The 23,803-nt window shown below is 63.6% G+C and carries 18 protein-coding genes; 4 read left to right on the forward strand and 14 right to left on the reverse strand.

Annotation, left to right across the window (positions count from 1 at the left end; genetic code table 11):
- Nucleotides 1-413: 413 nt before the first annotated feature.
- Both yghU and CWO89_RS19065 read right to left on the reverse strand, forming a co-directional pair.
- The gene (yghU, locus tag CWO89_RS19060) at nt 414-1,292 is read right to left on the reverse strand and encodes a glutathione-dependent disulfide-bond oxidoreductase (RefSeq protein ID WP_130580291.1); all 879 of its coding nucleotides are present in this window, start codon (nt 1,290-1,292) and stop codon (nt 414-416) included.
- Between the two features lie 141 nt (nt 1,293-1,433).
- Entirely contained in the window at nt 1,434-3,092 is a 1,659-nt protein-coding gene (locus tag CWO89_RS19065; RefSeq protein ID WP_130580292.1) for a flavin-containing monooxygenase, read from the reverse strand.
- 345 nt (nt 3,093-3,437) lie between these two features.
- On the opposite strand from CWO89_RS19065, the gene CWO89_RS19070 reads away from it, so the two are divergent.
- Both CWO89_RS19070 and CWO89_RS19075 read left to right on the forward strand, forming a co-directional pair.
- Nucleotides 3,438-4,571, forward strand: coding sequence for a nitronate monooxygenase (locus tag CWO89_RS19070; RefSeq protein ID WP_130580293.1), 1,134 nt, complete (start codon nt 3,438-3,440; stop codon nt 4,569-4,571).
- Nucleotides 4,572-4,704: 133 nt separating this feature from the next.
- Complete coding sequence (locus CWO89_RS19075) at nt 4,705-6,216, forward strand: acetyl-CoA acetyltransferase (protein WP_130580294.1); 1,512 nt, start codon at nt 4,705-4,707, stop codon at nt 6,214-6,216.
- 123 nt (nt 6,217-6,339) lie between these two features.
- On the opposite strand, the gene CWO89_RS19080 is transcribed toward CWO89_RS19075, so the two are convergent.
- The 6 genes from CWO89_RS19080 to ltnD form a co-directional block, all read right to left on the reverse strand.
- Nucleotides 6,340-7,536, reverse strand: coding sequence for an efflux RND transporter periplasmic adaptor subunit (locus CWO89_RS19080; protein WP_130580295.1), 1,197 nt, complete (start codon nt 7,534-7,536; stop codon nt 6,340-6,342).
- Nucleotides 7,526-10,705, reverse strand: coding sequence for an efflux RND transporter permease subunit (locus CWO89_RS19085; protein WP_130580296.1), 3,180 nt, complete (start codon nt 10,703-10,705; stop codon nt 7,526-7,528). The genes CWO89_RS19080 and CWO89_RS19085 overlap by 11 nt, the downstream gene beginning before the upstream one ends.
- A gap of 202 nt (nt 10,706-10,907) precedes the next feature.
- Nucleotides 10,908-12,599 carry a methyl-accepting chemotaxis protein gene (locus CWO89_RS19090; protein WP_130580297.1) on the reverse strand — a complete coding sequence of 564 codons (1,692 nt, stop codon included), beginning with the start codon at nt 12,597-12,599 and terminating at the stop codon, nt 10,908-10,910.
- Between the two features lie 184 nt (nt 12,600-12,783).
- Nucleotides 12,784-14,061: a 3-oxo-tetronate kinase gene (gene otnK / locus CWO89_RS19095; RefSeq protein WP_130580298.1), complete on the reverse strand. Its 1,278-nt coding sequence runs from the start codon at nt 14,059-14,061 to the stop codon at nt 12,784-12,786.
- Nucleotides 14,058-14,840: a 2-oxo-tetronate isomerase gene (otnI, locus tag CWO89_RS19100; protein WP_130580299.1), complete on the reverse strand. Its 783-nt coding sequence runs from the start codon at nt 14,838-14,840 to the stop codon at nt 14,058-14,060. The genes otnK and otnI overlap by 4 nt, the downstream gene beginning before the upstream one ends.
- Before the next feature lie 262 nt (nt 14,841-15,102).
- Entirely contained in the window at nt 15,103-16,032 is a 930-nt protein-coding gene (gene ltnD, locus CWO89_RS19105) for an L-threonate dehydrogenase (protein ID WP_394568182.1), read from the reverse strand.
- Between the two features lie 86 nt (nt 16,033-16,118).
- Between ltnD and otnC the strand changes: the two genes are divergently transcribed.
- Nucleotides 16,119-16,775 (forward strand): 3-oxo-tetronate 4-phosphate decarboxylase, encoded by a 657-nt coding sequence (otnC, locus tag CWO89_RS19110; protein ID WP_463702556.1) that lies wholly within the window; start codon nt 16,119-16,121, stop codon nt 16,773-16,775.
- A gap of 213 nt (nt 16,776-16,988) precedes the next feature.
- Here otnC and CWO89_RS19115 read toward each other — a convergent pair whose 3' ends face one another.
- From CWO89_RS19115 to CWO89_RS19140, 6 genes are all read right to left on the reverse strand, one after another.
- Nucleotides 16,989-17,693, reverse strand: coding sequence for an ABC transporter ATP-binding protein (locus CWO89_RS19115; RefSeq protein WP_130580301.1), 705 nt, complete (start codon nt 17,691-17,693; stop codon nt 16,989-16,991).
- On the reverse strand, nt 17,677-18,408 hold the full coding sequence (locus tag CWO89_RS19120) for an ABC transporter ATP-binding protein (RefSeq protein ID WP_130580307.1): 732 nt from the start codon (nt 18,406-18,408) through the stop codon (nt 17,677-17,679). Before CWO89_RS19120 ends, CWO89_RS19115 begins: the two co-directional genes overlap by 17 nt.
- On the reverse strand, nt 18,405-19,397 hold the full coding sequence (locus tag CWO89_RS19125) for a branched-chain amino acid ABC transporter permease (RefSeq protein WP_130580302.1): 993 nt from the start codon (nt 19,395-19,397) through the stop codon (nt 18,405-18,407). The genes CWO89_RS19120 and CWO89_RS19125 overlap by 4 nt, the downstream gene beginning before the upstream one ends.
- Entirely contained in the window at nt 19,397-20,275 is an 879-nt protein-coding gene (locus CWO89_RS19130) for a branched-chain amino acid ABC transporter permease (protein WP_130580303.1), read from the reverse strand. Before CWO89_RS19130 ends, CWO89_RS19125 begins: the two co-directional genes overlap by 1 nt.
- A 172-nt stretch (nt 20,276-20,447) precedes the next feature.
- Entirely contained in the window at nt 20,448-21,692 is a 1,245-nt protein-coding gene (locus CWO89_RS19135; protein WP_130580304.1) for an ABC transporter substrate-binding protein, read from the reverse strand.
- 176 nt (nt 21,693-21,868) lie between these two features.
- Nucleotides 21,869-22,687, reverse strand: coding sequence for a putative hydro-lyase (locus tag CWO89_RS19140; RefSeq protein WP_130580305.1), 819 nt, complete (start codon nt 22,685-22,687; stop codon nt 21,869-21,871).
- A gap of 119 nt (nt 22,688-22,806) precedes the next feature.
- Here CWO89_RS19140 and CWO89_RS19145 point away from each other — a divergent pair, with 119 nt between their 5' ends.
- On the forward strand, nt 22,807-23,724 hold the full coding sequence (locus CWO89_RS19145; protein WP_130580306.1) for a LysR family transcriptional regulator: 918 nt from the start codon (nt 22,807-22,809) through the stop codon (nt 23,722-23,724).
- The last annotated feature ends 79 nt before the right edge of the window (nt 23,725-23,803 follow it).

Consider the following 23,803-nt stretch of genomic DNA (forward strand, 5'->3'; position numbering starts at 1 on the left):
ACCGCAACGTGACGATCGCGATCCGCCCCTCATTCGCGTGAGACGCGCGGAGTTAAATCACTGATTTGCCCGACGGCGAAAGCGGAATATTTTTCGTGCGAGGGATGGACAGGCTTTCGGCTGATTTGCCCGTCGGGCTGTTATGTCGCACCGAAAGCAGCCACATCGTCATTGCGAGCGGAGCGAAGCAATCCATAGCGCGGCTTGTGGAGGCGTGGATTGCTTCGCTTCGCTCGCAATGACGGCGCTGTCATTCCGGGGCGATGCGCAGCATCGAGCCCGGAATCCATTTCTCCACGTGCGCCTGCGGCCCGATGGATTCCGGGTTCGTCCTTCGGACGCCCCGGAATGACGGCGGTGTTCGTGGCGCAGGCCTATGGCGGATTACGCTTCGCTAGTCCGCCATACGCCGGTTACGATGCCGCAGCCGCCCCAATCTTGTCCTGCGTCCTGGTCTCGAAATCGCTGGCGTCGTGGCGCTCGTGCAATTGGCTTGCGGGATCGCCCGAGATGCGGTTGACGATGCGGCCGCGCTTCACGGCCGGACGCTTTGCGATCTGATCGGTCCAGCGCTGCACGTTCTTGTATTCATGCACCGACAGGAATTCGCCTGCGCCATAGAGCAGGCCTTTCACCAGCCCGCCGTACCACGGCCAGACCGCGATGTCGGCGATCGTGTATTCGCTACCGGATAGATATTCGTTGTCCGCCAGACGACGATCCAGCACATCGAGTTGACGCTTCACCTCCATCGCATAGCGGTCGATGGCATATTCGATTTTGGTTGGCGCATAGGCATAGAAGTGGCCGAAGCCGCCGCCAAGAAACGGCGCGCTGCCCATCTGCCAGAACAGCCATGACAGGCACTCGGCGCGAGCCTGGCCACCGGTCGGCAGCAATGCACCGAACTTCTCGGCAAGGTGCATCAGGATCGCGCCGGACTCGAATACGCGGATCGGTTCCGGCCCGCTGCGGTCCAGCAGCGCCGGAATCTTGGAATTCGGATTGACCGCAACAAAGCCGCTGCCGAACTGGTTGCCATCGATCCTGATCAGCCAGGCGTCATACTCGGCGCCGGAATGGCCGAGCGCGAGCAGCTCTTCCAGCATGATCGTGGCTTTCTGGCCGTTAGGGGTCGCCAGAGAATAAAGTTGCAACGGATGCTTCCCTACGGGAAGTTCTTTCTCATGCGTAGGCCCGGCGATCGGACGGTTGATGCTGGCGAAGCGGCCGCCATTCTCCTTGTTCCAGGTCCAGACTTTCGGCGGCTCATAGGTCGGTGCATCGGTCATTGGTCGGGGCTCCAGCGCGGAAGGCGCGAGTATTAGCGCAAGGCATAGGGTCGGCAAAGGCGCGCAGGCGCGTGCCCACCCTGCTCAAGTGCATTGGATATGGTGGGCACGCTTCGCTTTGCCCACCCTACGAAAGTGGATTCAGGATGCGGCCGCCCGCTGCCGCCGTTCCACGCCTGTCATCGCAAAGCCGTCATAGTCCTTCGCCGCGACCTCGTCGCAGATCTGCCTGTAGGCTCCGACGCCGCCGATATAGGGCATGAAGATCCGCGGCTTGCCGGGAATGTTGGCGCCCATGTACCAGGAATTGGCCTGCGGATAGAGCGTGGTGTGGGCAACCTCGTTGACGTGCGCCACCCATTTATCCTCGGCCTCCCTGGTCGCCTCCATCGTGTCGAGTTCACGCTCTCGCATATGGTCGAGGCAATCGCTGATCCAATCGACATGCTGCTCGATCGAGACGATCATGTTCGACAGCACGGACGGACTGCCGGGACCGGTGATGATGAAGAGGTTCGGAAAGCCGGCGCTCATCAGGCCGAGATAGGTGCGCGGTCCCTCCGCCCATTTCCGGTTCAACGTCAATCCGTCGCGGCCGCGAATGTCGATTTTTGCCACCGATCCCGTCATCGCGTCGAAGCCGGTCGCCAGCACCAGCGCATCGAGCTGATATTCGCCTGCCGTGGTGCGCACGGCGCCTTCCGTGATCTCCTCGATCGGATTGCTCCTGATGTCGACCAGCGTCACATTGGGCCGGTTGAAGGTCGCGAAATAATCGGTGTCGACGCAGATCCGCTTGGAGCCGATCGGATGGCTGTTCGGCTGCAGCAGTTTTGCGGCCTCGGGATCCTTGACGATCTCTGCGATCTTTTCCCGCACGAAGTTCGCGGCGGTATCGTTCGCGGCCTGCTCCAGGGCGAGATTGTTGTAGGCCGACATGAACGTGAGCCCGCCACGCTGCCAGCGCGCCTCGTATTTGGCACGGCGCTCGTTTTCGCCATCATCGAGGGCGCCACGATCAGGCAGGTCGGTATAGATGCCGTTGCGCGCCACTTCCCGCTCGACGCGCCGGATCTCCGGATAGTTCGCGCGAAACCATGCGCGTTCTTCATCTAGCAGCTTGGCATTGCGAGCGGGGATCGAAAAATTCGCGGTGCGCTGGAACACGGTGAGATGGCGCGCCTGCTCGGCGATCACAGGTATCGACTGTATCCCGGATGAACCAGTGCCGATCACGCCGACGCGCAAGTCGGTGAAATCCACCTGATCATGCGGCCAATGGCCGGTGTGATAGACTTGGCCCTCGAACCGATCGAGGCCCTTGATGTCGGGCTTGCGCGCATTCGACAGGCAGCCGGTGGCAAGCACCACGAATTTGGCGGTGACGGTCTTACCGTCGGAGGTGGTCACCGACCAGAGCTTGCTGGTCTCGTCGAACGCGGCCGCATCGACGCGGGTATCGAACTGAATGTCAGAACGCAGGTTGAAGCGGTCGGCGACATGGTTGGCGTATCGCAGAATTTCCGGCTGCGGCGCGTAGCGCTCGCTCCAATCCCACTCCTGCTGCAGCTCCTCGGAGAATGAATAGGAATACTGCATGCTCTCGACGTCGCAGCGCGCGCCGGGATAGCGGTTCCAGTACCAGGTGCCGCCGACGCCGCTGCCCTGCTCGTACACCCGCGCCGTAAAGCCGAGACCTCGCAACCGGTGCAGCATGTACATGCCGGCGAAACCGGCACCGACCACGACAACGTCGTAATGAGCGGCAGGAGTTGCGGAAGCGGATGGCGAGGCGGACATGGACGCAGGCTCCCTTGCAGATCCTTTTCGTTACTGGCCAGCATTCTCTGCGACGCGCCAAAGCGCAAGAGACAAAGCGTGCCGCGATATTCTGCCACGTGGAACACCGTCGACCCTCATGGTGAGGAGGCGCGCAGCGCCGTCTCGAACCATGTAGGCCGAGATCGCGCCTGCGGCCCATCCTTCGAGACGCGGCCTTACGGCCGCTCCTCAGGATGACGTTGTGATCGTTGCCGCGCTTGTGCTTGTTGCCGCGCTTTGCATGGGCCTACTAATGCGCTAGCGTCTTGATGATCAAAGCAAGAAAAGCAGCGTGAAGCTGCCACCGGGAGAGAGAACGCAGCCATGAAATCGCCGATCTGCGACATGCTGGGCATCGAATTTCCTCTGCTCGCTTTCAGCCATTGCCGCGACGTGGTGGCCGCCGTCAGCCGCGCCGGCGGATTTGGCGTATTGGGCGCGACCGTGCATTCGCCTGAAAGCATCGAGCAGGAACTGAAATGGATCGACGACCACGTCGACGGCAAGCCCTATGGGCTCGACGTGCTGATCCCCGAGAACATCTCGACTGCCGGCGAGAAGAATGTCACCTGGAAAAGCCTGGAGCAGCGGATCTCGCCCGCGCATCGCGACTTCACCCGCAGCCTCCTGAAGAGATACGGCATCGAGCTGACGACGACCGCTGTTGCCGACAACCAGCCGCAGCCATTCGACGCACAGCGCGCGCTCGAATTGCTGGAAGTCTCCTTCAAGCATCCGATCAAGCTGATCGCGAATGCGCTGGGTGTGCCGCCGAAGGAGATGATCGACATGGGCCGCAAGCACGGCGTGCCGGTCGCAGCGCTCGTCGGCGCCAAGGAGCACGCGCTGCGCCAGGTCGCGGCCGGTGTCGACATCCTCGTCGTGCAGGGCACCGAGGCCGGCGGCCATTGCGGTGAGGTCTCGACCATGGTGCTGGTGCCGGAGGTCATCAAGGCGATCAAGCCGATCCGCGATGTGCCGGTATTGGCCGCGGGCGGTATCATGACCGGGCGGCAGATGGCGGCCGCGATGGCGATGGGCGCCGCCGGCGTCTGGACCGGCTCGGTGTGGCTCGCGACCGTGGAATCCGAGACCACGGAAATCTTCCGCGAGAAGATGATCGCAGCGTCCTCGCGCGACGCGGTGCGCTCGAAGGGACGCACCGGCAAGCCGGCGCGGCAACTCCGCTCGGTCTGGACCGATGCCTGGGACCGCTCACCCGACAGCCCTGGCGCGCTGCCGATGCCGCTACAGAGCATCATCAGCCGCGACGCCTTCAACTCGATCGACCGCGCGGCGGCCGCCGGCAACGAGAAGGCGCGCGATCTCGTCAGCTACTTTGTCGGCCAGGGCGTCGGCCTGATCGACGGCGTGAAATCGGCGGGCGCCGTGGTACAGGAATTCAAGGAAGATTTTATCGAGGCGGTGGAACACATGAATGCGCTGTTGGCGGAATAGTGCCGTCATTGCGAGGAGCGAAGCGACGAAGCAATCCACGTTTCCGCAAGTTGTGAGATGGATTGCTTCGCTTCGCTCGCAATGACGAGTACAACGGGCAGCAAGCCCAATGTCGAAAATGAACCGAGAAGAAATGTCCAATAGCACCTCCGAAGACCGCATCCCCGTCATCGTCGGCGTCGGCGAGAGCGTCGACCGTCCGAAGGACATCGCCGCCGGCCTGGAGCCACTCGCGCTGCTTGAAGAAGCGCTCAAGCGCGCCGAAGCCGACAGCGGGGCGAAGCTGCTTGGTGACGTCCAGTCGCTCGACGTCGTCAATTTCCTGAGCTGGCGCTATCGCGATCCGGAGAAGCAGCTCGCCGAAAGGCTCGGTATCAAGCCGGCGCATCTTTATTACGGCCCGGTCGGCGGCGAGAGCCCGATCCGCTATCTGCACGAAGCGGCGCAGCGGATCGCGCGCGGCGAATGCAGCGTGGCGGCGGTGTGCGGCGCGGAGGCGCAGTCGACCGCGACCAAGGCGGATCGCGGCGGCATCGCGCTGCCGTGGACGCCGTTCGCTCATGATGTCGAGGAGCCGAAGCGCGGGGCCGCGTTCCAGAAGCCGCTGGCGGTGAAGCTCGGCGTGTTCAGGCCGATCACGGTCTATCCGCTCTATGAGTCCGCTACGTCAGCGCATTGGGGACAGACGCCGCGCGAGGCGTTAGCCGAGTCCGGCGAGCTGTGGTCAACCTATTCCAGCGTTGCGGCAGAGAACCCGAATTCGTGGCTGAAGAAGCGCTTCACGCCGGAGGAGATCACCACGCCGACGCCGGAGAACCGGCTGATCGCCTGGCCCTACACCAAGCTGATGGTAGCCAATCCGACCGTCAACATGGGCGGCGCGCTGCTGCTCACGAGCCTCGCCAAGGCGCGTGAGGCCGGCATTCCGGAAGACCGATTAATCTATCCGCTCGGCGGTGCGTCGGCGGAGGAGCCGCGCGACTATCTCGTGCGCGACCAGTTCTTCGAGAGTCATCCGCAGACCGCGGTGCTCAAGGCAGTGATGGACCTCGTCGAGGGCGCCGGCAAGAAGTTCGACGCGATCGAGCTCTATAGCTGCTTCCCCTGCGTGCCCAAGATGGCGCGACGCACGCTGGGCCTGGGCCCCGACGTGCAGCCGACGGTCACCGGCGGGCTCACCTTCTTCGGCGCGCCGCTCAACACCTACATGACGCACGCAGCCTGCGCGATGGTGCGCAAGCTCCGTAGTGGTGCCAAGCTCGGCCTGCTCTACGGCCAGGGCGGCTTCGTCACCAAGCATCATGGCCTGGTGCTATCGCGCGCGGCGCCGAAGGAGGCGCTCAAGCAGGATACCAGCGTGCAGCGTGAGGCAGACCGCAACCGCCGCAAGGTGCCCGAATTCGTCGCCGAGGCCAGCGGCAAGGGCAAAGTCGAGAGCTTCACCGTGATCTACCGCGGCAATGGCGAGGTCGAACACGGCGTTGTCATGTTGCGCACCGAAGACGACCGCCGCACGCTCGGCCGCGTGCCTGCGAACGATGCGAAGACATTGGCGCATCTGTTGAGCATGGAGCGCACGCCGGTGGGCACGACGGGCGATATCGTCATGGCGAATGATGGCGTCCCGGAGTGGCGGGTGGCTTGAGCCTTATCTTTTCTTTCCGTCATGGCCGGGCTTGTCCCGGCCATCCACGTTTTTGGTCGCGGATGCAAAGCGTGGATGCCCGGGTCTAGCCCGGGCATGACGAAGGAGGGAGCGCCACCGCCCCTACCCCTTCACGTCCTGCTTTTCGGAGGCCGTGGTCGGCTTCTTTGCGCCGCCGCCGACCACGCGGACCTGGTCGCCGTCGTTGATGCCGTCGGGCGGGGCGATGATGATGCGGTCGTCACCGGTGAGGCCGGAGGCGATCTCGATCTCCTTGCCGAGGTCGCGGGCGATCGTCACCTTCTTGAACAGGATCTTGTCATCGGCGCCGACGGTCGCAACGCGCAGGCCGTTGCTGTCGAAGATCAGCGCGCTGGCGGGGATGTGCAGCGGAATGGTGTCGCGCTGCAACGTCAGCTTCACATTGGCATAGCCGCCGGGCATCAATTCACCGTTCGAATTGTCCAGCGCAAGCTGCATGCGCGTCGTTCCCGAGCTGACATCGACCGCCTGCGAGGAGGCCTCCACCGTCGCCGTGAAGGTGCGGTTCGGATACTCCGGCAGCGTGATGACGGCCTTGGCGCCCATCTTGATCGACGGCACGAAATTCTGCGGCACGTTCACATAGACGCGCAGCTTAGAGATGTCGGAGACGATGAACATCGCCGGCCCCGCATTGCCGCCGGCATTGATCAGCGCGCCGACGTCGGTGTTGCGCTCGGTGACAACGCCGTCGAAGGGCGCGGTGATCTTCTTGTAGCCGGCGAGCGCTTCCAGCCGCTCGACATTGGCCTGGCCGGAATTGACGGCGGCTTTCTTGTTGGAGAGATCGGCGGTGCGCTCGTCGATCTCCTGCATCGAGACGAAGTTGGAGGCGAGCAATGACCTGCGCCGGGTCAGCGTCGCTTCGGAGAGCTTGGCGCTGGCCTGCTGGCTGGCGAGATCGGCCCTGGCCTGCAGCAATTGCTGGTCGAGGTCGGGCGCCTCGATTTCGGCGATCACCTGCCCGGCCTTGACGCGGGCGCCGATGTCGACGCTCCAGCTCGTCAGGTAACCGGACACGCGCGCGAAGATCGGGGCGCGATAATAGGCTTCCAGCCGGCCCGGCAGGTCGATCGTGGGATTGAGCACCTTGGCGCTGGGCGGCGCCACCGCGACGCTCGGGATGGCCTGATTATCGGTCCATTCCTTGAGCTTGGTGCCCTGCTCCTCGCGGGCGCGGATGCCGGTGATGACGACGAGGACCAGGCCGACACCGGCGGCAAGCCCGAAAATGCCCAGTTTCCAGCGCGAGACCGGCGGGCGTTGGTCAGTGGGCATGCGACATCTCCGGTGCGGCGGCGGCGCTGGCGCCTTGCTTCTTGTGTACCATACTAAAGACGACGGGAACAAACATCAGCGTCGCGAACGTTGCAAAGATCAGGCCGCCGATCACGGCGCGGCCGAGCGGGGCGTTCTGCTCGCCGCCCTCGCCCAGTCCGAGCGCCATCGGCGCCATGCCGATGATCATGGCTAGCGCCGTCATCAGCACCGGGCGGAAACGCACGAAGCCGGCCTCAAGCGCGGCGGCAATAGGATCACCGAGCTGCTCGTAGCGCTCGCGGGCGAAACTGATGACGAGCACGCTGTTGGCGGTGGCGACGCCCATGCACATGATCGCGCCGGTCAGCGCCGGCACCGACAGCGTGGTCTGGGTGGTGAACAGCATCCAGACGATGCCAGCGAGCGCCGCCGGCAGCGCGGTGATGATCACGAACGGATCGGACCAGGATTGAAAGTTCACGACGATCAAGAGATAGATCAGCACGACGGCGCCGAGCAGGCCGAACAAAAGGCCCGAAAACGCACTGTTCATGGTCTGCACCTGACCGAGCAGCACCACCGAACTTCCCTTCGGCACGTCCTTTGCGGTCTCGGCGATCAGCGCCCGCACGTCGGTGGCAACAGCGCCGAGGTCGCGGCCCTGCGTGGTGGCGTAGATCTGCACCATGGACTGGATGTCGTATTGAGAAACGACCGCGCTCGAGGTCGAGCGCGTGATGTCGGCAATGCCGCCCAGGATCGGCGACTGTGGGTTGTTGCTCGCGGTGATCGGCAACGTCTGCAACGCACTCAGCGAGTCGATCTGGTATTGCGGCGTCTGCATCACGATCGAATAGGACACGCCGTTGTCCGGATTGAGATAATAGGTCGGTGCGACCTGCGAGCTGCCGGCGAGATTGACGACGAGGCTGTTGGTGACGTCGCGCTCGGTCAGCCCGACATATTGCGCGCGGGTGCGGTCGACATCGATATTGAAGGTGGGGCTGTTCGGCGATTGCTGGATACGCGCGTCCGCAATGCCGGGAATGCGGCGGATCCGGCTCAGCAATTTGTTGGCATAGGCGAAATTGGCGTCGAGATTGGCGCCGCGGATCTGCAGGTCGATCGGCGCCGGCGCGCCGAAGTTCAGGATCTGGCTGACGATATCGGCGGGCAGGAACGCGAAGCCGATGCCGGGGAACATCCGCGGCAACTGCTCGCGCAACGCCTGGACATGTTCCTCGGTCGGCCTGTGGCCTTCCTTCAGCTTGACCTGGATGTCACCGTCCTGCGGACCGATCACGCCGGTGTTGTTGTAGGTCATGTTGATGCCGGAAATCGGCATGCCGATGTTGTCGGCCAGCGTGTCGATCTCCTCGGGCGGGATGATCTTGCGGATCGCCTTCTGCACCTCGGCGAGCTGGTTGGCGGTCTCCTCGACGCGGGTGCCGACCTGGGTGCGGACGTGCATCAGGATGTTGCCGGCGTCGACCGCGGGAAAGAAGTTGCGTCCCAGGAACGGCACCAGCAGCATGGACACGGCGACGAAGCCGAGGAATCCGGTGACGAAGACGGCGCGGTGTCCGAGCGCCATCGCCAGCATGTCGCGATAGCCGCGGCGGATGCGCTCGAACCGCGCCTCGAAGCCGCGCTGGAACAGCTTGAATGGATTGCGCGTCGGCGGCAGCCCGCCTTCGTGATGCACATGCGGCTGCAGCAGGTATTTCGCCATCGTCGGCACCAGCGTGCGCGACAGGATGAACGACCAGATCATCGCGAACATCACCGCTTCCGCCATCGGCACGAACAGGAAGCGCGCAACGCCGGTCAGGAAGAACATCGGCACGAACACGATGCAGATGCAGAGCAGCGACACAAACGCCGGCGTGACGATCTGGTTGGCGCCGTCGAGAATCGACTGTTCGACCGGCTTGCCCTGCTCCAGATGGTAATTGATGTTCTCGATCGTCACAGTGGCGTCATCGACGAGGATGCCGACCGCGAGCGCCAATCCGCCGAGCGTCATGATGTTGAGCGTCTCACCGATCGCCGACAGCATGATGATGGCGCCGAGCACCGAGAGCGGGATCGAGACCGCGATGATGATGGTCGATCGCCAGCTCCCGAGAAACAAGAGGATCATCACGCTGGTCAGCAATGCGGCGATCACGCCTTCGAAGGCGACGCCGGTGATGGCGCCGCGGACGAAAACCGACTGGTCACCGATGAAGCCGATCTTCAGCGCGTCCGGAAGCTGGTCCTGGACGTCGATCACCTTCTGCTTGATGCCCGCGATGATATCGAGCGTCGAGATCGCGCCCGCCTTCAGCACCATCATCAGCACCGAGCGGTTGCCGTCGACATGGACGATGTTGGTCTGCGGCGGGTTGCCGTCGCGCACGGTGGCGACGTCCCGCACATAGACCATGGCGCCGTTGACGGTCTTGATCGGCAGGTTGCCGAGATCCTCCATCTTCAGCGGCGAGTTGTTGAGCTGGATGTTGTATTCGAATTGACCGATCTTCTGCGTGCCGACCGGCGTGATCAGATTTTGTGCAGCGAGTGCATTGGCCACGTCCTGCCCCGACAGGCCGCGCGCCTGCAGCGCCGTGGAATTGAGGTCGATCTGTACCTGTCGCTGCTTGCCGCCGAACGGATAGGGTATGGCGGCGCCGGGCACGGTGACGAGCGGCGTGCGGAGCTGATTGATGCCGATATCGGCGAGATTCTGCTCGGTCAGCCCCTCACCTGACAGCGCGACCTGGATGATCGGCACCGTGGAGGCACTGTAGTTCAGGATCAAAGGCGGCGTCGCGCCCGGCGGCATCTGCTTCAAAAGCGTCTGCGAGATCGCCGTGACCTGGGCGTTGGCGGTGCGGATGTCCACATTCGGCTGGAAGAAGATCTTGATGATGCCGAAGCCGTTGTAGGAATTCGCGACGATATGCTCGATGTCGTTGACGGTGGTCGTCAGCGCGCGCTGGAATGGCGTGGTGATGCGCCCGGACATCTGGTCCGGCGGCAGGCCAGTGTACTGCCAGACCACCCCGATGACGGGGATGCGGATGTCGGGAAAGATATCGGTGGGCGTGCGCAGGGCAGCGAGCGGTCCGACAATGAGGAGAAGCAGCGCGAGCACGACAAACGTATACGGCCGGCTCAGCGCGATACGGACCAGTGCAACCATTGACGAGTTATTCCCCGGAACCCGTAAAATGAACGGGGGATTGGCGCCCCTACAGGCCAATTCACAAGCGTCGATCTAGCGAAAAACGGGCCAAAAGCCAACTTTGCGCGACGCAATCCGCGTTCACATCCTCGACATAGCTGCCGGGCCGGACCGCCGCGGAGTGAACCGCGGCCGGGAATTATCGCAACTAATTAAGTAATTAAGCCGCCCGTACCGAATCCAGGAACTTGCTGACCTCGACCTTGAGGCGGCTGCTGTCGCCGGACAACGCCTTTGCTGCCGACAGCACCTGCGTGGAGGCCGAACCGGTCTCGGTCGCGCCGCGCTGCACGTCGGTAATGTTGGCCGAGACCTGGTGGGTGCCCTGGGCGGCCTGCTGGACGTTGCGGGAGATTTCCTGGGTGGCCGCGCCCTGCTCCTCCACCGCCGCGGCGATGGTCGAGGAGATTTCCGACAGCCGTTCGATGGTGTTGCTGATTTCCTTGATCGCGTTCACCGAGTCCTGGGTGGCGGCCTGGATGCCGGTGATCTGCTGGCCGATCTCGCCGGTGGCTTTCGCAGTCTGCTCGGCCAGCGCCTTCACTTCGGAGGCGACCACCGCAAAGCCGCGGCCGGCCTCGCCGGCGCGCGCCGCCTCGATGGTCGCGTTCAGCGCCAGCAGGTTGGTCTGGCCCGCGATCGTGTTGATGAGTTCGACGACATCGCCGATCCGCGCCGCCGCCTTCGAGAGCTCGCTGACACGGTCATTGGTGCTGCGGGCCTGGCCGACGGCGTCGCCCGCCATCCGCGCCGATTCCTGGACCTGGCGGCTGATCTCGGTGACGGAGGATGACAGCTCCTCGGTCGCGGACGCCACCGACTGCACATTGGTGGACGCCTCTTCCGAGGCGGAGGCGACCGCGGTGGTCAATTCCTGCGAGCGCGTGGCGGTCGAGGAGAGCGTGCCGGCCGCGGCTTCGAGCTGGCTCGAGGCGGAAGAGACGGTCTGGACGATCTCGCCGATCATGGTCTCGAAATTGCGGGTGATGGCGTCGACGCGGCGGCCACGCTCGATCTTGGCTTCGGCGTCGGCGGCTGCAGCCTCGTCGGCGGCCCTCTTGGCGATCAGGGCTTCCTTGAACACCTGGAGCGCATCGGCCATCGTGCCGATTTCGGTCTTCTCACCCTGGTGCGGGACTTCGGCGGTCAGGTCTCCATTTCCGAGCGCCTGCATCGGCTTGACGATGGAAGCGATCCCAGCCGAGACGTCGCGGATCAGCAGGAAACTGACGACCGCGCCAACAAGCACCGCGGCCAAGAGGATGAAAGCGAGTATCGCGAAGGCGGAAGAGTAGTTGGCGGCGGCGTCCTCCGCAGCCTTGTCGGCGCCCGTCTTGTTGAGTTCGATGTCCTTGAGGAGAACCGCGTCGGCGTCGAGCCCGATCTTGTTCACGGTCTTGCTGTTCAGCTCATGGGCGTCATGCGGGATCTTGCCGACATCCCTGCGCGACAGCGCCATCACCTCTTCGGTGCCCTTCTTGTATCGATCCCAGGTTTCAGACCATTGATTGTAAAGCGCCCGCTCCTCCGGGGAGGTGATCATCGCTTCATAGCTCTTGCGGGCCTTTATGTCGCCCTCAACAACGGTGACCAGGGTCTTCTCCGCCGCCAACTTCTCCTCGAGCGTTTCCGAGAGCATATGCTCGCGGATCACGTTGCGGTAGGTAATGACACTGGCGCGAAGCTCGCCGAGCACCCGGACGCTCGGCAGCCAGCTCGTCGTGATGTCGACCGTATTGGCATTGATCGCCTGCATGTTGCGGACGGCGAGGAGCCCCATGCCGGTCATTGCGACGAGCAGCAGCGCAACCACGGTGATGATCTTGGCGCGGATCGAGTATTTGGCGAACATCTGAAAATCTCTTGGTGTTGCGCGTGTCGGGCGCGTCGGGTGATGCAAGGTGCTTTGGTTTGGTCTAGAAGGATGCCTTACTGGCGATCAAACCGCGCAACTTCTGAGGTCGCGTTAATTTGTCCCTCCGTAGAGTTACGGTAGGCGAAAACCGTCACTAACAAATGAACGACGCGACACGCGATCAGCGCATCAGCGCAAGCGCGTCCGAGAAAAATTGCGGGCCGCCGAAATTGCCTGATTTCAAAGCAAGCAGCATCTCACCTTTGTTCGCGCCGACCGCACGCAGCACTGGCACACCAGCGGCGATCTCGGCGCCGACGAGGAAACCTGGGATTCGCAAACGATCGACCACGGCACCTGACGTCTCACCGCCGGCGACCACCAATCGACGCACGCCGTCTTCAACGAGGCATTCCGCGATATCTGCCATCGCCTGCTCGATGGCATGCCCTGCTGCATCACGCCCATGACGGGACTGCAGAGCTGCGACTTCGTCGGGCGTGGCGCTGCTGGCGATCAGCACCGGCCCTTCGCTGATCCGGTCGCGCGCCCAGGCGAGCGCGCGATGGAGTTCATCCTTGCCGGTCACGATCCGCTCGGGATCGAGATGAAGTACGGCCATGCTGCGCTCGGCATTGGCGATCTGCTGCAGTGTCGCTTGCGAGCAGCTTCCGGCGAGACAGGCGGCTGGCCCTCCGACCAGCGCCTCGGCCGTCGCGCTCGCGGCCTCCGGCCTGACTTTGCCCGAGTCAACCAGCGCCCGGGCAAGCCCGAGCCCGATCCCGGAAGCGCCGACCGAAACGCGATGATCCAGCGCCACAGTGCCGATGATGCCGGGGTCGCGGTCGAACACAGCATCGATGATGGCGGCGCCAAATCCGCCGGCGGCAAGATCGGCAAGACGCGCGCGAACAGCGTCGGCGCCACGCGCAATGGTAGCAAGGTCGACCAGCCCGACCTTGGTGCTGCTCTGGCATGCCAGCACCCGCACCAGGTTCGAGTCATGCATCGGGTTGAGCGGATGATCCTTGAGCGGGCTTTCATTCAGCGGCACCGAGCCGACAAACAAATTGCCCTGGTATACAGTGCGGCCGGTTTCCGGAAATGCCGGCGTGACCAGCACGATGTTGTCGCCGGAATCTTCGCGCAGCGCATCCATCACCGGGCCGATATTGCCGGCGTCGGTGGAATCGAAGGTCGAGCAGATCTTGAACAGCACATGCTCCGCGCCGCGGCTACGCAACCATTTCTCCGCCGCGCGCGAGCGTGTGACCGCCTGGCTCGCCTCGATCGAGCGGCTCTTCAGCGAGACCACCACCGCATCGACCTCGGGCAGAGCGAGATCGTCCGAGGGCACGCCAATCGTCTGCACCGTGCGCAGGCCGGCGCGGGTCAACGTGTTGGCGAGATCGGAGGCGCCGGTGTAGTCGTCGGCGATGCAGCCAAGCGCGAGCGTCATGCTTTTGCTCCGGCATAGGGCTTGAACCAGCCGAGGCCATCGGTGGTCTTGCCGCGCGGATTATATTCGCAGCCGACGAAGCCGGCATAACCGAGCCGGTCGAGCTCATCGAACAGGAACGGGTAGTTCAGCTCTTCGCCATCGGGCTCGTTGCGCGAGGGGATGCTGGCGATCTGGGTGTGGCCGATGATCGGCATCATCTCGCGCAGCCGCATCGTGACGTCGCCATGGATGATCTGGCAGTGATAGATGTCGAACTGCAGCTTCAGGTTCGGAATCTTCAATTCTTTGATCAGGTCGCTGGCAAAGCCGAAATCGTTGAGGAAATAGCCGGGCACGTTGCGCGGATTGATCGGCTCGATCACGACGTCGAGGCCGTGCGGCGCGAAGAACTCAGCAGCCCATGTGACGGATTTATAAAATGCCTCGACTGCCCTGCTGTCGCTCCTCTCCGCGATCCCCGCCATCAGGTGCACGCGCTTGACGCCGGTCGCCTCCGCATAAGGCAGCGCGGTGGCAAGGCTCGCCTGCAGATCGGCAAACCGGTCCGGCAGCGCCGCGAACCCTTTCTCTCCGGCCGCCCAATCGCCCGGTGGCAGGTTAAACAGCGCCTGCGTCAGGCCGTTCTTGCGCAGCCGCTCGCCGACCTCCTTCGCCGGATGGTCATAGGGAAACAGGAACTCCACCGCGGTGAAGCCGGCTTTCGCCGCGGCCTCGAAACGGTCGAGGAACGTAACCTCGTTGAACATCATGGTGAGATTGGCGGCAAAGCGGGGCATCGACTGACCTCTGTTTGCTATGGCGTGATGCGATTTGACTTCACCTCTCCCGCTTGCGGGAGAGCCTAGGCCGCCTTCGGCGGCCGTTCTTAAGACACGCCGAAGCGAGGCTTCGGCTATGGCGCTCTTGGCGCAGCGGGTGAGGGCTCTCTCCCCACGGATAGTCCCATCGCGGAGACACCCTCACCCCGGCCCTCTGCCGCAAGCGGGAGAGGGAGCGTAGCGTTCATCGCGGATACAACTCGACCTGATCTCATCTGCTCTATTTCGGTTCGCCCGGCAGCTTGGCGCCGGTGACGCGGGCGTACATCCGCGCCACTGAGGCGTCATCGTCGCGCCCCATGCCGGCGGCGGCCGTCATCAAAAACATCTGCAGCGCTGCGGCTGCGACTGGTACCGGGAATTTCGCTGACCGAGCCATGTCCTGGATGATGCCGAGGTCCTTGACGAAAATCTCCACCGCGCTGCGCGGCGTGTAGTCGCCGTCGAGCACATGCGGCATGCGGTTCTCGAACATCCAGGAATTGCCGGCGGAGGCCGTGATCACCTCGTAGACCTTGCGGATGTCGAGCCCCTGTTTGGCCGCGAACGCAATCGCCTCCGAGGCGGCGGCGATATGCACGCCGGCGAGGAGCTGGTTGATCATCTTGAACGCGGCGCCCTGCCCGGCCGCATCGCCGAGTTCGTAGAGCTTGGCCGCCATCGCATCGAGCGCGGGACGGGCCTTGGCGAATGCCGCCGCGCTGCCGGAAGCGAGGATGGTGAGTTCGCCCTGCGCCGCGCGCTGGGCGCCGCCGGAGATCGGGGCATCGAGATAATGCCGTCCGGTCGCCTCGAGCTGCTTTGCCAAGCGCCGCGCCACATCGGGGTCCATGGTCGCGGAGGAGACAAACACGGATCCCTTCGGCAGCGTCTCGGCCACGCCATTTTCGCCGAACAGGATCGTTTCGGTCTGCGCGGCATTGACGACCACGCTGACCACGATGTCGGCGCCATCGGCGGCTTCCTTCGGCGTCGTGGCGCCCTTGCCGCCGCTCTGGACGAACCGCGCGACGCTGTCGGCGGAGACGTCGCAGCCGGTCACCGCAAAGCCCGCGCGCAACAGCGAGGTCGCCATGCCTGATCCCATCGAGCCGAGCCCGATCACGGCAACGCGGGTTTTTGACTGGTCTGGCATGCGGCGGTCCCTCACATTCTTCTTGGTGTCTTGCCCCTGCGTATCACGGCTTGGCCGCCGTGCCAAAGCGTGAGACAAGGCGGGAAACGGGTATGGCTGCCATGAGCGAAACAAAGCTCCGTGAGGAAATCTGCCGCTTCGGCCGCTCGCTGTTCGAACGCGGGCTGACGCCGGGTTCGTCAGGCAATATCAGCGTGAGGCTTGATGACGGCGGCTGGCTGGTGACGCCGACCAATGCCTCGCTCGGTTTCCTCGATCCTGCCAGGATGTCGCGGCTCGATGCTGATGGCCGGCTGGTCTCGGGCGACGCGCCGACCAAGGAAGTGCCGCTGCACACGGCGCTCTACCAGACCCGCGGTGCGGCGCGGGCCGTGGTGCATCTGCATTCGACCCATTCGGTGGCACTCTCGATGCTGCCCGAGATCGACCCGCGCGCCGCGCTGCCGCCGTTGACGGCCTATTATGTGATGAAATGCGGCCAGACTGCGCTGGTGCCTTATTATCGTCCCGGCGACCCCGCGGTCGCCGACGCGATCAAGGGACTGGCGGGCAAATATTCTTCCGTGCTGCTCGCCAACCATGGGCCGGTGGTTTCAGGCGACACGCTGGAAGCCGCGGTGTTCGCGACGGAGGAACTGGAGGAAACCGCGAGGCTCTATCTGCTGCTGCGCGGTCTGAACCCGCGCTATCTATCGCCCGAGCAGGTGGCGGATTTGACGAAGGTGTTCGGGCTAAAGCTGCCGGAGCACGGGCACTAGCCTCTCCGAATTCGTCATGGCCGGGCTTGTCCCGGCCATCCACGTTCTTTGCATCCGAAGAAAGAAAGATCGTGGATGCCCGGGACAAGCCCGGGCATGACGGAGAAACTATCGCTTCGTCATTGCGAGCGCAGCGAAGCAATCCATTTGTCCGCGCGTGTGGAGAAGTGGATTGCTTCGCTGCGCTCGCAATGACGGGGACAGTGGCCCGCGTCAAAGCCCCAGATAGGCCTTGCGTACGTCGGGGTTGGTGCTGATCTCCGCTGCGGGCCCTTGCATCAGCACACGGCCAGTCTGCAGGATGTAGGCGCGGTCGGCGATTTCGAGACATTCGGCCATGCGCTGTTCGACGATCAGGACGGTCATGCCGGCGTCGCGGATGCGCTTCACCGCCTGGAAGATCTCGTCGACCAGCTTTGGCATGATGCCCTGCGATGGCTCGTCGAGCATCAACAGACGCGGGCGGGTCATCAGCGCTCGGCCGATCGCGAGCATCTGCTGCTCACCGCCGGACAGCGTCTCGGCGCGCTGCTCCAGCCGCTCCGAGAGCCGCGGGAACAATTTGAACACGAGGTCGAGCGGCTCGTCGCGGTTGGCTTCGCTGCGATAGAGATAACTGCCGAGGCGAAGATTGTCGCGCACCGACAGACGCGGAAACAGCCGGCGATTTTCCGGCACGAAGGCAATGCCGCCGGCGGTGATGATATGCTGCGGCTTGCCATCGATCCGCGCCCCGTCGAAGGTGACGGTGCCGGAGCGCGGGCGCTCGGCGCCGGCAATGGATTTCAGAAGTGTCGACTTGCCGGCCCCGTTGGCGCCGGCGACGCAGACGATCTCGCGCTTGGCGACCTCGATCGAGACGGCGGAGATCGCGACCAGCCCCTGATAGGCGGTGGTGACTTCATGCACCGACAGCATGACGATCCCCAAGATAGGCAGTGATGACCTTCGGATCGCGGACGACCTCGGACGGCTTGCCCTCGACCAGCACCTTGCCGAGGTCGAGCACGATGGCGCGGTCGACCAGCGGCATCACGATTTCCATGACGTGCTCGACCATCAGCACCGTGACGCCGGTGTCGCGCACCTTGCGCACCAGTTCGACGCCGGTCTTGGCTTCCACCGGCGTCAGGCCGGTCAAGACTTCGTCGAGCAGCAAGAGTTTTGGTTCGGTCGCAAGCGCACGGGCGACCTCAAGCCGACGCTTCTCTGATGGTACCAGGTCGCTTGCCGGCACGTCGGCACGCGCGCCGAGCCCGCAGAATTCCAGCACTTCATGCGCCTTGCGGCGGGCCACGCGCATGACCGTGTTGCGGATCAGCGCGCCGACGATGACGTTGTCGAGGACCGTCATGGTCTCGAAGCTTTTGACGACCTGGAAGGTGCGGCCGATGCCGCGCTGGCAGCGTTCCGCCGCCGGCAATCTCGTGACATCCTCGCCATCGAACCAGATCGAGCCTTGAGTGGGCGGCAGCACGCCGGCGATCAGGTTGAACAGGGTCGACTTGCCGGCGCCGTTGGGGCCGATCAGCCCGACGATCTCGCCGCGGCCGACCGAGATCGAGACGTCGCTGTTGGCGACGAGGCCGCCGAACCGCTGCCAGACGCCACGGGTTTCCAGGAGCGCCGTCATCGCACGGCCGCCTTGCGCCATAAGAACTTGGGCCATGCGAACAGGCTCACCAGTCCTCTCGGCAGCGCCAATGAGATCAGCACGATCAGCGTGCCGTAGACGATCAGGTCCACGCCGCGTCCCGAACCGCCGATGAAGGAACGGGTCAGTTCGGTCAGCGGGATCAGGATCACGGCGCCAAGCACCGGCCCCCACAGCGTGCCGATGCCGCCGAGCACCGCGGGCAGCGCCATCAGGAGCGAGAACTGGAAACCCATCACGCTCTCAGGATCGATATAGGAGACGAACTGCGCGTAGAAGCTGCCACCAACCGCGACCAGGAACGCGGACACCGCCGCTGCACCCATCTTGGAATTGAACACGACGACGCCAAGGCTTTCCGCGGCATCCGGATTGTCCTTCACCGCGCGCCACCAATAGCCCCATTTGGAATCCTCCAGCCACCAAGTGACGAACCAGGCGACGCAGGCGAGCGCCAGCGCGAAATAGAAATAGGGCAGCTTGCTGCGCGTGAACTGGAATTTCAGCCAGCTATCGCCGCGCACGGGGATGTCGATGCCGAGCGCCGCCCCAGCCCAGTCCCAGTTCTGGATCAGCAGCAGCCCGATCTCGGCGATGACTATGGTGGCGATGACGAAATAGTGCCCGCGCAGGCGGAAGCAGGGATAGCCGAGCGCCATCGCGATCAGCGCCGAGAGCGCGCCGCCCGCGAGCATGCCGAACCAGGGGAGCACGCCGAACTTGGTGAACAGCAGCGCGGTCGTGTAGGCGCCGAGCCCGAAATAAAGCGCGTGGCCGAGCGAGATCTGTCCGCAATAGCCGGACAGGATGTTCCAGCTCTGCGACAGCGCCGCATACATCAGCGTCAGCACCATGACGTTCTGGACGTAGACGTCCTTCACGAACAGCGGCACCAGCGCGGCGACGGCCGCAAGGCAAAAGGCGACGATCAACTCGCGGCGGCGCCGCCTGGTAAAATCCTTGTCCATCACATCGACCCGAACAGGCCGCGCGGGCGGACGAAAACGACGAGCAGATAGACCGCGTAGATGCCGACCGATTTCAGCGACGGCGGCAGGATCAGCGCCGTGGTCGCCTCGACCAGGCCGACGATGATGCCGCCGGCGAAAGCACCGAACACGCTGCCGAAGCCGCCGAGCGCCACGGTGACATAGGCGATCAGCGCGAAGGACGCGCCGACATCGGGATAGACATAGAAGAAGATCGCCATAATCGCGCCGGCAAGACCAACCAGCGCCGCGCCCAATCCCCAGCCGAGCGCGAAAACGCGGTTCTTGTCGATGCCGACCAGCGCCACGGCACCGGCGTCCTCACGCGTTGCTTCCAGCGCGCGGCCGAAATCGGTGCGGTTGATGAAGAAGTAGAGCCCCGCGAAGGCCGCAATCGACACCAGCGCGCCGACGAGCTGCGGCTCCGGCAGGAAGATGCCGCCAATCGAGATGGTTTTGCCGCCGAGCCAGGAATTGGTGACGCTGCGATAGTCCGGCGTGAAGAAGAACTGCGCCAGTCCGCGCATCACGATCGCAAGACCGAAGGTCGAGAAGATCTGCACCATGCCGGCGTTGGCCTTGGCGCGCACGGCAAAGCGCACGATCAACAGATAGACGATCGCCCCGAACACGAACAGCGCCGCCGCCACCAGCGGCGCCGACAACAGCGGATCGATCGCGAAGAACGCGAACAGGAAGAATGTCGCGTACATCGCGATCATCAGAAACTCGCCATGGGCGAAGTTCACGACGTCCATCAGGCCGAAGATCAGCGCCAGCCCGACGGCGATCAGCCCATAAAGCAGCCCCATCAGGAGGCCGCTCGCCAGCGACTGGATAATGGTCTCGGCTGTCACCGCTGTTTCTCCGCACCGACCTCGCCATTCGTCATTGCGAGGAGCGAAGCGACGAAGCAATCCACTGCTCGACCTCGTGCCGGCATGGATTGCTTCGCTTCGCTCGCAATGACGGAACGTGCGGCTGTCGTGGAATCCAACATCACAACGTTATATCCTCTGCCCGCGCCGGTTACTTCATCGGCCAGACGGCTTCGGCGACGGCCGCCTGCGGCGGGAAGATCGTGACGAACTTGCCGCCGATATATTGCAGCAGCACCGGATCGGCGTCGTTGTTCTGGCCCATGTCGTCGAACTTCACGCGCTTCCAGGGCATGATGGTCACCTCGCCCGGCATGTCGGTCGCGACCAGCGCCTCGCGGATCTTCTCGCCGTCGGTGGACTTGGCGCGGTTGATGGCATCAGCCATCACGATCAGGCCCATGAACTGGCGCGACGAATAGTCGTTGAAGTCCTTGCCCGACTTCTCCTTGAACATCGCGTTGATCTTGCCGACCATCGGCCGCTTGGCGGCGAGATCGAGCGAGAAGCTGCCGCGCGAGATCACGCCTTCGAGCTTGTCGCCGACCGCGTCATACAGCGCTTTCTCGGAGAAGCCGGCGTCCTGTGCCACGATCGCATTCGGCTTGTAGCCGAGCTCGGCCATGGTCTTCACCAGGAGGATGCCGTCGGTGGTGTAGCTCGAGGGCATCAGCACGTCGGCATTACCAGCCTTGAGCTGCTGCACCTCGGCCGACAGCGACGGCGAGTTGGCGCGGTACTTGATGTCGGCAACGATCTTGTAGCCGCGCTCGCCCGCGAGCTTGGTCTGCGCGTTGCCGGAGTCGGTGCCGAAGATCGTATCCTCATGGAACAGCGACAGGGTGTTGATCTTGGTGCCCTTCTTCTTCATCGCATCGAAGAAGTCGAACATCGCGGTCGAGAACATCTCGTCATGAGGTGCTGCGCGGAAATAGAATTTCAGGCCGCGGCGATGCAGGCTCGGCGAGGAATTGTCGGCCGAGATGAACGGAATCTGGTAGCGCTCGCAGATCTGGCTGACGGTGACGGCAACCGCGCTCTGGTAGGTGCCGACGATGGCGCAGACCTTCTCCTGCGTGATCAGGCGCTCGGCTTCGGCGCGGCCCTTCTGCGGATCGGCCTGGTGATCGGCGAAGACGAGGCGGACCTTGGCGCCGCCGAGGCCGGACAGGCCCTCGCCTTTGGCGAGCGGCAGCTCGAAATCATAGTTCTTGTTGATGATGTCGGCCGCGGTCTCGAATGCCTTTTGCGCGTCGACGCCAATCTGGGCGCTGGCGCCGGACAGCGGATAGATCACGCCGATCACCACCTCACTGGTTTGCGCGCGCGCAGCGATCGGCGCGAGCGCGGCGGCAGCGGTGGCTCCAAGCAACACATTGCGGCGAGTGATCGTCATTTGCGGAAATTCCCCCTTAATTGAAGCGTAGCTATCGAATGAAACGGATGACGGTTGCGGTAAAGCCTCAAGAAACGGCAGGCGCTGCCCATTCGAGCACGATCCGATTTAGACGGAATCGGATCATGCAGCATGATCTTTTCGGAAAACCGGTTTCCACTTTTTCGGATCATGCTCTACAGCACCGCCAATTGTTTGTTCCTGAGATCGGTGATCAGCATCAGTCCCGGCGCATGCGTGATTGCGAATGGCAGCTTTGCACTCGCGATCACCGCCTGCGGGGTCACGCCGCATGCCCAGAATACCGGGATCTCATCGGCTTCGACCTGAACCGGATCGCCATAGTCGGGCTTTGCAATGTCGTCGATGCCGATCAGGTGCGGATGGCCAAGATGCACGGGCGCACCGTGCACGGAGGGAAAACGCGAGGTGACCTGCACCGCGCGGATCGCATCGGCCGGTTTGAACGGACGCATCGACACTACCATCGGTCCCGCGAACGGGCCCGCTGGGCGGCAGGCAATATTGGTGCGGTACATCGGCACCCGCACGTTGCGCTCGATGTGGCGGATCGGCAGGCCCTCGTCCATCAGCGCTTCTTCGAACGAGAACGAGCAGCCGAGCACAAAGGCGACGAGATCGTCGCGCCAATGCTGCATGATGTCGGTCGGCTCCTCCACGACCTCGCCGTCGCGCCAGACGCGATAGCGCGGCACGTCGGTGCGGATGTCGAGGTCGAGGCCGAGCGCAGGAATGCTGACATCGCCGACTTCAGACATGCCGATGATCGGGCACGGCTTCGGGTTGAGCTGGCAGAAGCGGTGGAAGGCGCCGGCGAGCTTTTCCGGCAGGATGGCCAGGTTGCCTTGGACAAAGCCGTTCGCCACCCCGGCAGTACTCGAAGCCATCCCGTTGCGGCAGGCCAAGCGGGCCTCTCGGCTCGGAAGCATGGTGTCGGTGTAACCGGCTTGCTGCACTGCCACAAAAACAGTCATTAAATCGACCTGCCTAATATCTCAACAAGTGCAGCCAACACCAAGCGTGCTATAAAGTCTAATCTTCCTTTCTAATCGAATTCGATAAATCCAACTTATCGGATAGGAAAAAGCTTCCAATGCTTGATTTCAGGTCGATCGAAACGTTCCTCTGGGTGGTCAAGCTCGGAAGCTTCCGTGGGGCGGCTCAGCGGCTCAACACGACCCAGCCGGCGATCTCCCAACGCATCGCCCAGCTCGAACGCGAGCTGGGCGTGAAGCTGCTCAACCGCGACCATCGGGTGGCCTCGCCGACGCCGAGCGGCCGGCAGATGATGGTCTATGCCGAGAAGCTGATCGGGCTGCGCTCGGAGATGATGGCGGAGATCGGCGACCGCTCCGCGATGCGCGGCGTGCTGCGGCTCGGTGTCGCCGAGACCATCGTGCACACCTGGCTGACGCGCCTCGTCAAGAGCGTCAACGAGGTCTATCCGAACCTGTCGCTCGAAATCGAGGTCGACATCACGCCGAATTTGAGCGCGCGGCTGCTCGCGCAAGAGATCGAGCTCGCCTTCGTGGTGGGGCCGCTGTCGGCGTCGGGCGTGCAGAGCCGCGTGCTCTGCGACTATCCGATCGGATTTCTGGCGAGCCCGGCGCTTGGCCTCGGCAACGGCCCGGTGGCGCGGCGCGACCTGGCGCGCTTTCCGATCATCACCTTTCCCCGCAAGACAGTGCCTTACGAAAGCGTACGCGCGGTGTTCGAACGGCCGGACCTGCCGCCGATCCGGCTGCACGCCAGCGCCTCGCTGGCAACGGTGATCCACATGGCGATCGAAGGGCTCGGCATTGCCGTGATCCCGTCAGCCATCGTCGAGAACGAACTCGCCGACGGACGGCTGCAACTGCTCGATACCGACATCAAGATGGCGCCGCTCACCTTCAACGCAAGCTGGCTCACCTCTCCCGATATTGCCGCAGTCGAGCGCGTCGCCGATCTCGCGCGCCAGATCGCGCAAGCGAGCCCGTCGGTTGACGAGGCGCTGCGGGCGCGTCATTGAACAAGACAATCACCGTCATTCCGGGGCGATGCGTTAGCATCGAACCCGGAATCTCGAGATTCCGGGTTCGCCCTTCGGG

Origin of the sequence: Bradyrhizobium sp. Leo170, assembly GCF_004296405.1 — a bacterium.
Taxonomy (GTDB): Bacteria; Pseudomonadota; Alphaproteobacteria; order Rhizobiales; family Xanthobacteraceae; genus Bradyrhizobium.

What these genes read in the sequence shown, in the direction of transcription:
- CWO89_RS19075 (WP_130580294.1), top strand. Translation starts at nt 4,705, where the DNA reads ATGTCCAATAGCACCTCCGAAGACCGCATCCCCGTCATCGTCGGCGTC.
- CWO89_RS19140 (WP_130580305.1), bottom strand. Translation starts at nt 22,687, where the DNA reads ATGACTGTTTTTGTGGCAGTGCAGCAAGCCGGTTACACCGACACCATG.
- CWO89_RS19065 (WP_130580292.1), bottom strand. Translation starts at nt 3,092, where the DNA reads ATGTCCGCCTCGCCATCCGCTTCCGCAACTCCTGCCGCTCATTACGAC.
- CWO89_RS19085 (WP_130580296.1), bottom strand. Translation starts at nt 10,705, where the DNA reads ATGGTTGCACTGGTCCGTATCGCGCTGAGCCGGCCGTATACGTTTGTC.
- CWO89_RS19115 (WP_130580301.1), bottom strand. Translation starts at nt 17,693, where the DNA reads ATGCTGTCGGTGCATGAAGTCACCACCGCCTATCAGGGGCTGGTCGCG.
- CWO89_RS19135 (WP_130580304.1), bottom strand. Translation starts at nt 21,692, where the DNA reads ATGACGATCACTCGCCGCAATGTGTTGCTTGGAGCCACCGCTGCCGCC.
- otnI (WP_130580299.1), bottom strand. Translation starts at nt 14,840, where the DNA reads ATGCCCCGCTTTGCCGCCAATCTCACCATGATGTTCAACGAGGTTACG.
- otnC (WP_463702556.1), top strand. Translation starts at nt 16,119, where the DNA reads ATGAGCGAAACAAAGCTCCGTGAGGAAATCTGCCGCTTCGGCCGCTCG.
- otnK (WP_130580298.1), bottom strand. Translation starts at nt 14,061, where the DNA reads ATGACGCTCGCGCTTGGCTGCATCGCCGACGACTACACCGGCGCCTCC.
- CWO89_RS19090 (WP_130580297.1), bottom strand. Translation starts at nt 12,599, where the DNA reads ATGTTCGCCAAATACTCGATCCGCGCCAAGATCATCACCGTGGTTGCG.
- CWO89_RS19145 (WP_130580306.1), top strand. Translation starts at nt 22,807, where the DNA reads ATGCTTGATTTCAGGTCGATCGAAACGTTCCTCTGGGTGGTCAAGCTC.
- yghU (WP_130580291.1), bottom strand. Translation starts at nt 1,292, where the DNA reads ATGACCGATGCACCGACCTATGAGCCGCCGAAAGTCTGGACCTGGAAC.
- CWO89_RS19125 (WP_130580302.1), bottom strand. Translation starts at nt 19,397, where the DNA reads ATGGACAAGGATTTTACCAGGCGGCGCCGCCGCGAGTTGATCGTCGCC.
- CWO89_RS19070 (WP_130580293.1), top strand. Translation starts at nt 3,438, where the DNA reads ATGAAATCGCCGATCTGCGACATGCTGGGCATCGAATTTCCTCTGCTC.
- CWO89_RS19080 (WP_130580295.1), bottom strand. Translation starts at nt 7,536, where the DNA reads ATGCCCACTGACCAACGCCCGCCGGTCTCGCGCTGGAAACTGGGCATT.
- CWO89_RS19120 (WP_130580307.1), bottom strand. Translation starts at nt 18,408, where the DNA reads ATGACGGCGCTCCTGGAAACCCGTGGCGTCTGGCAGCGGTTCGGCGGC.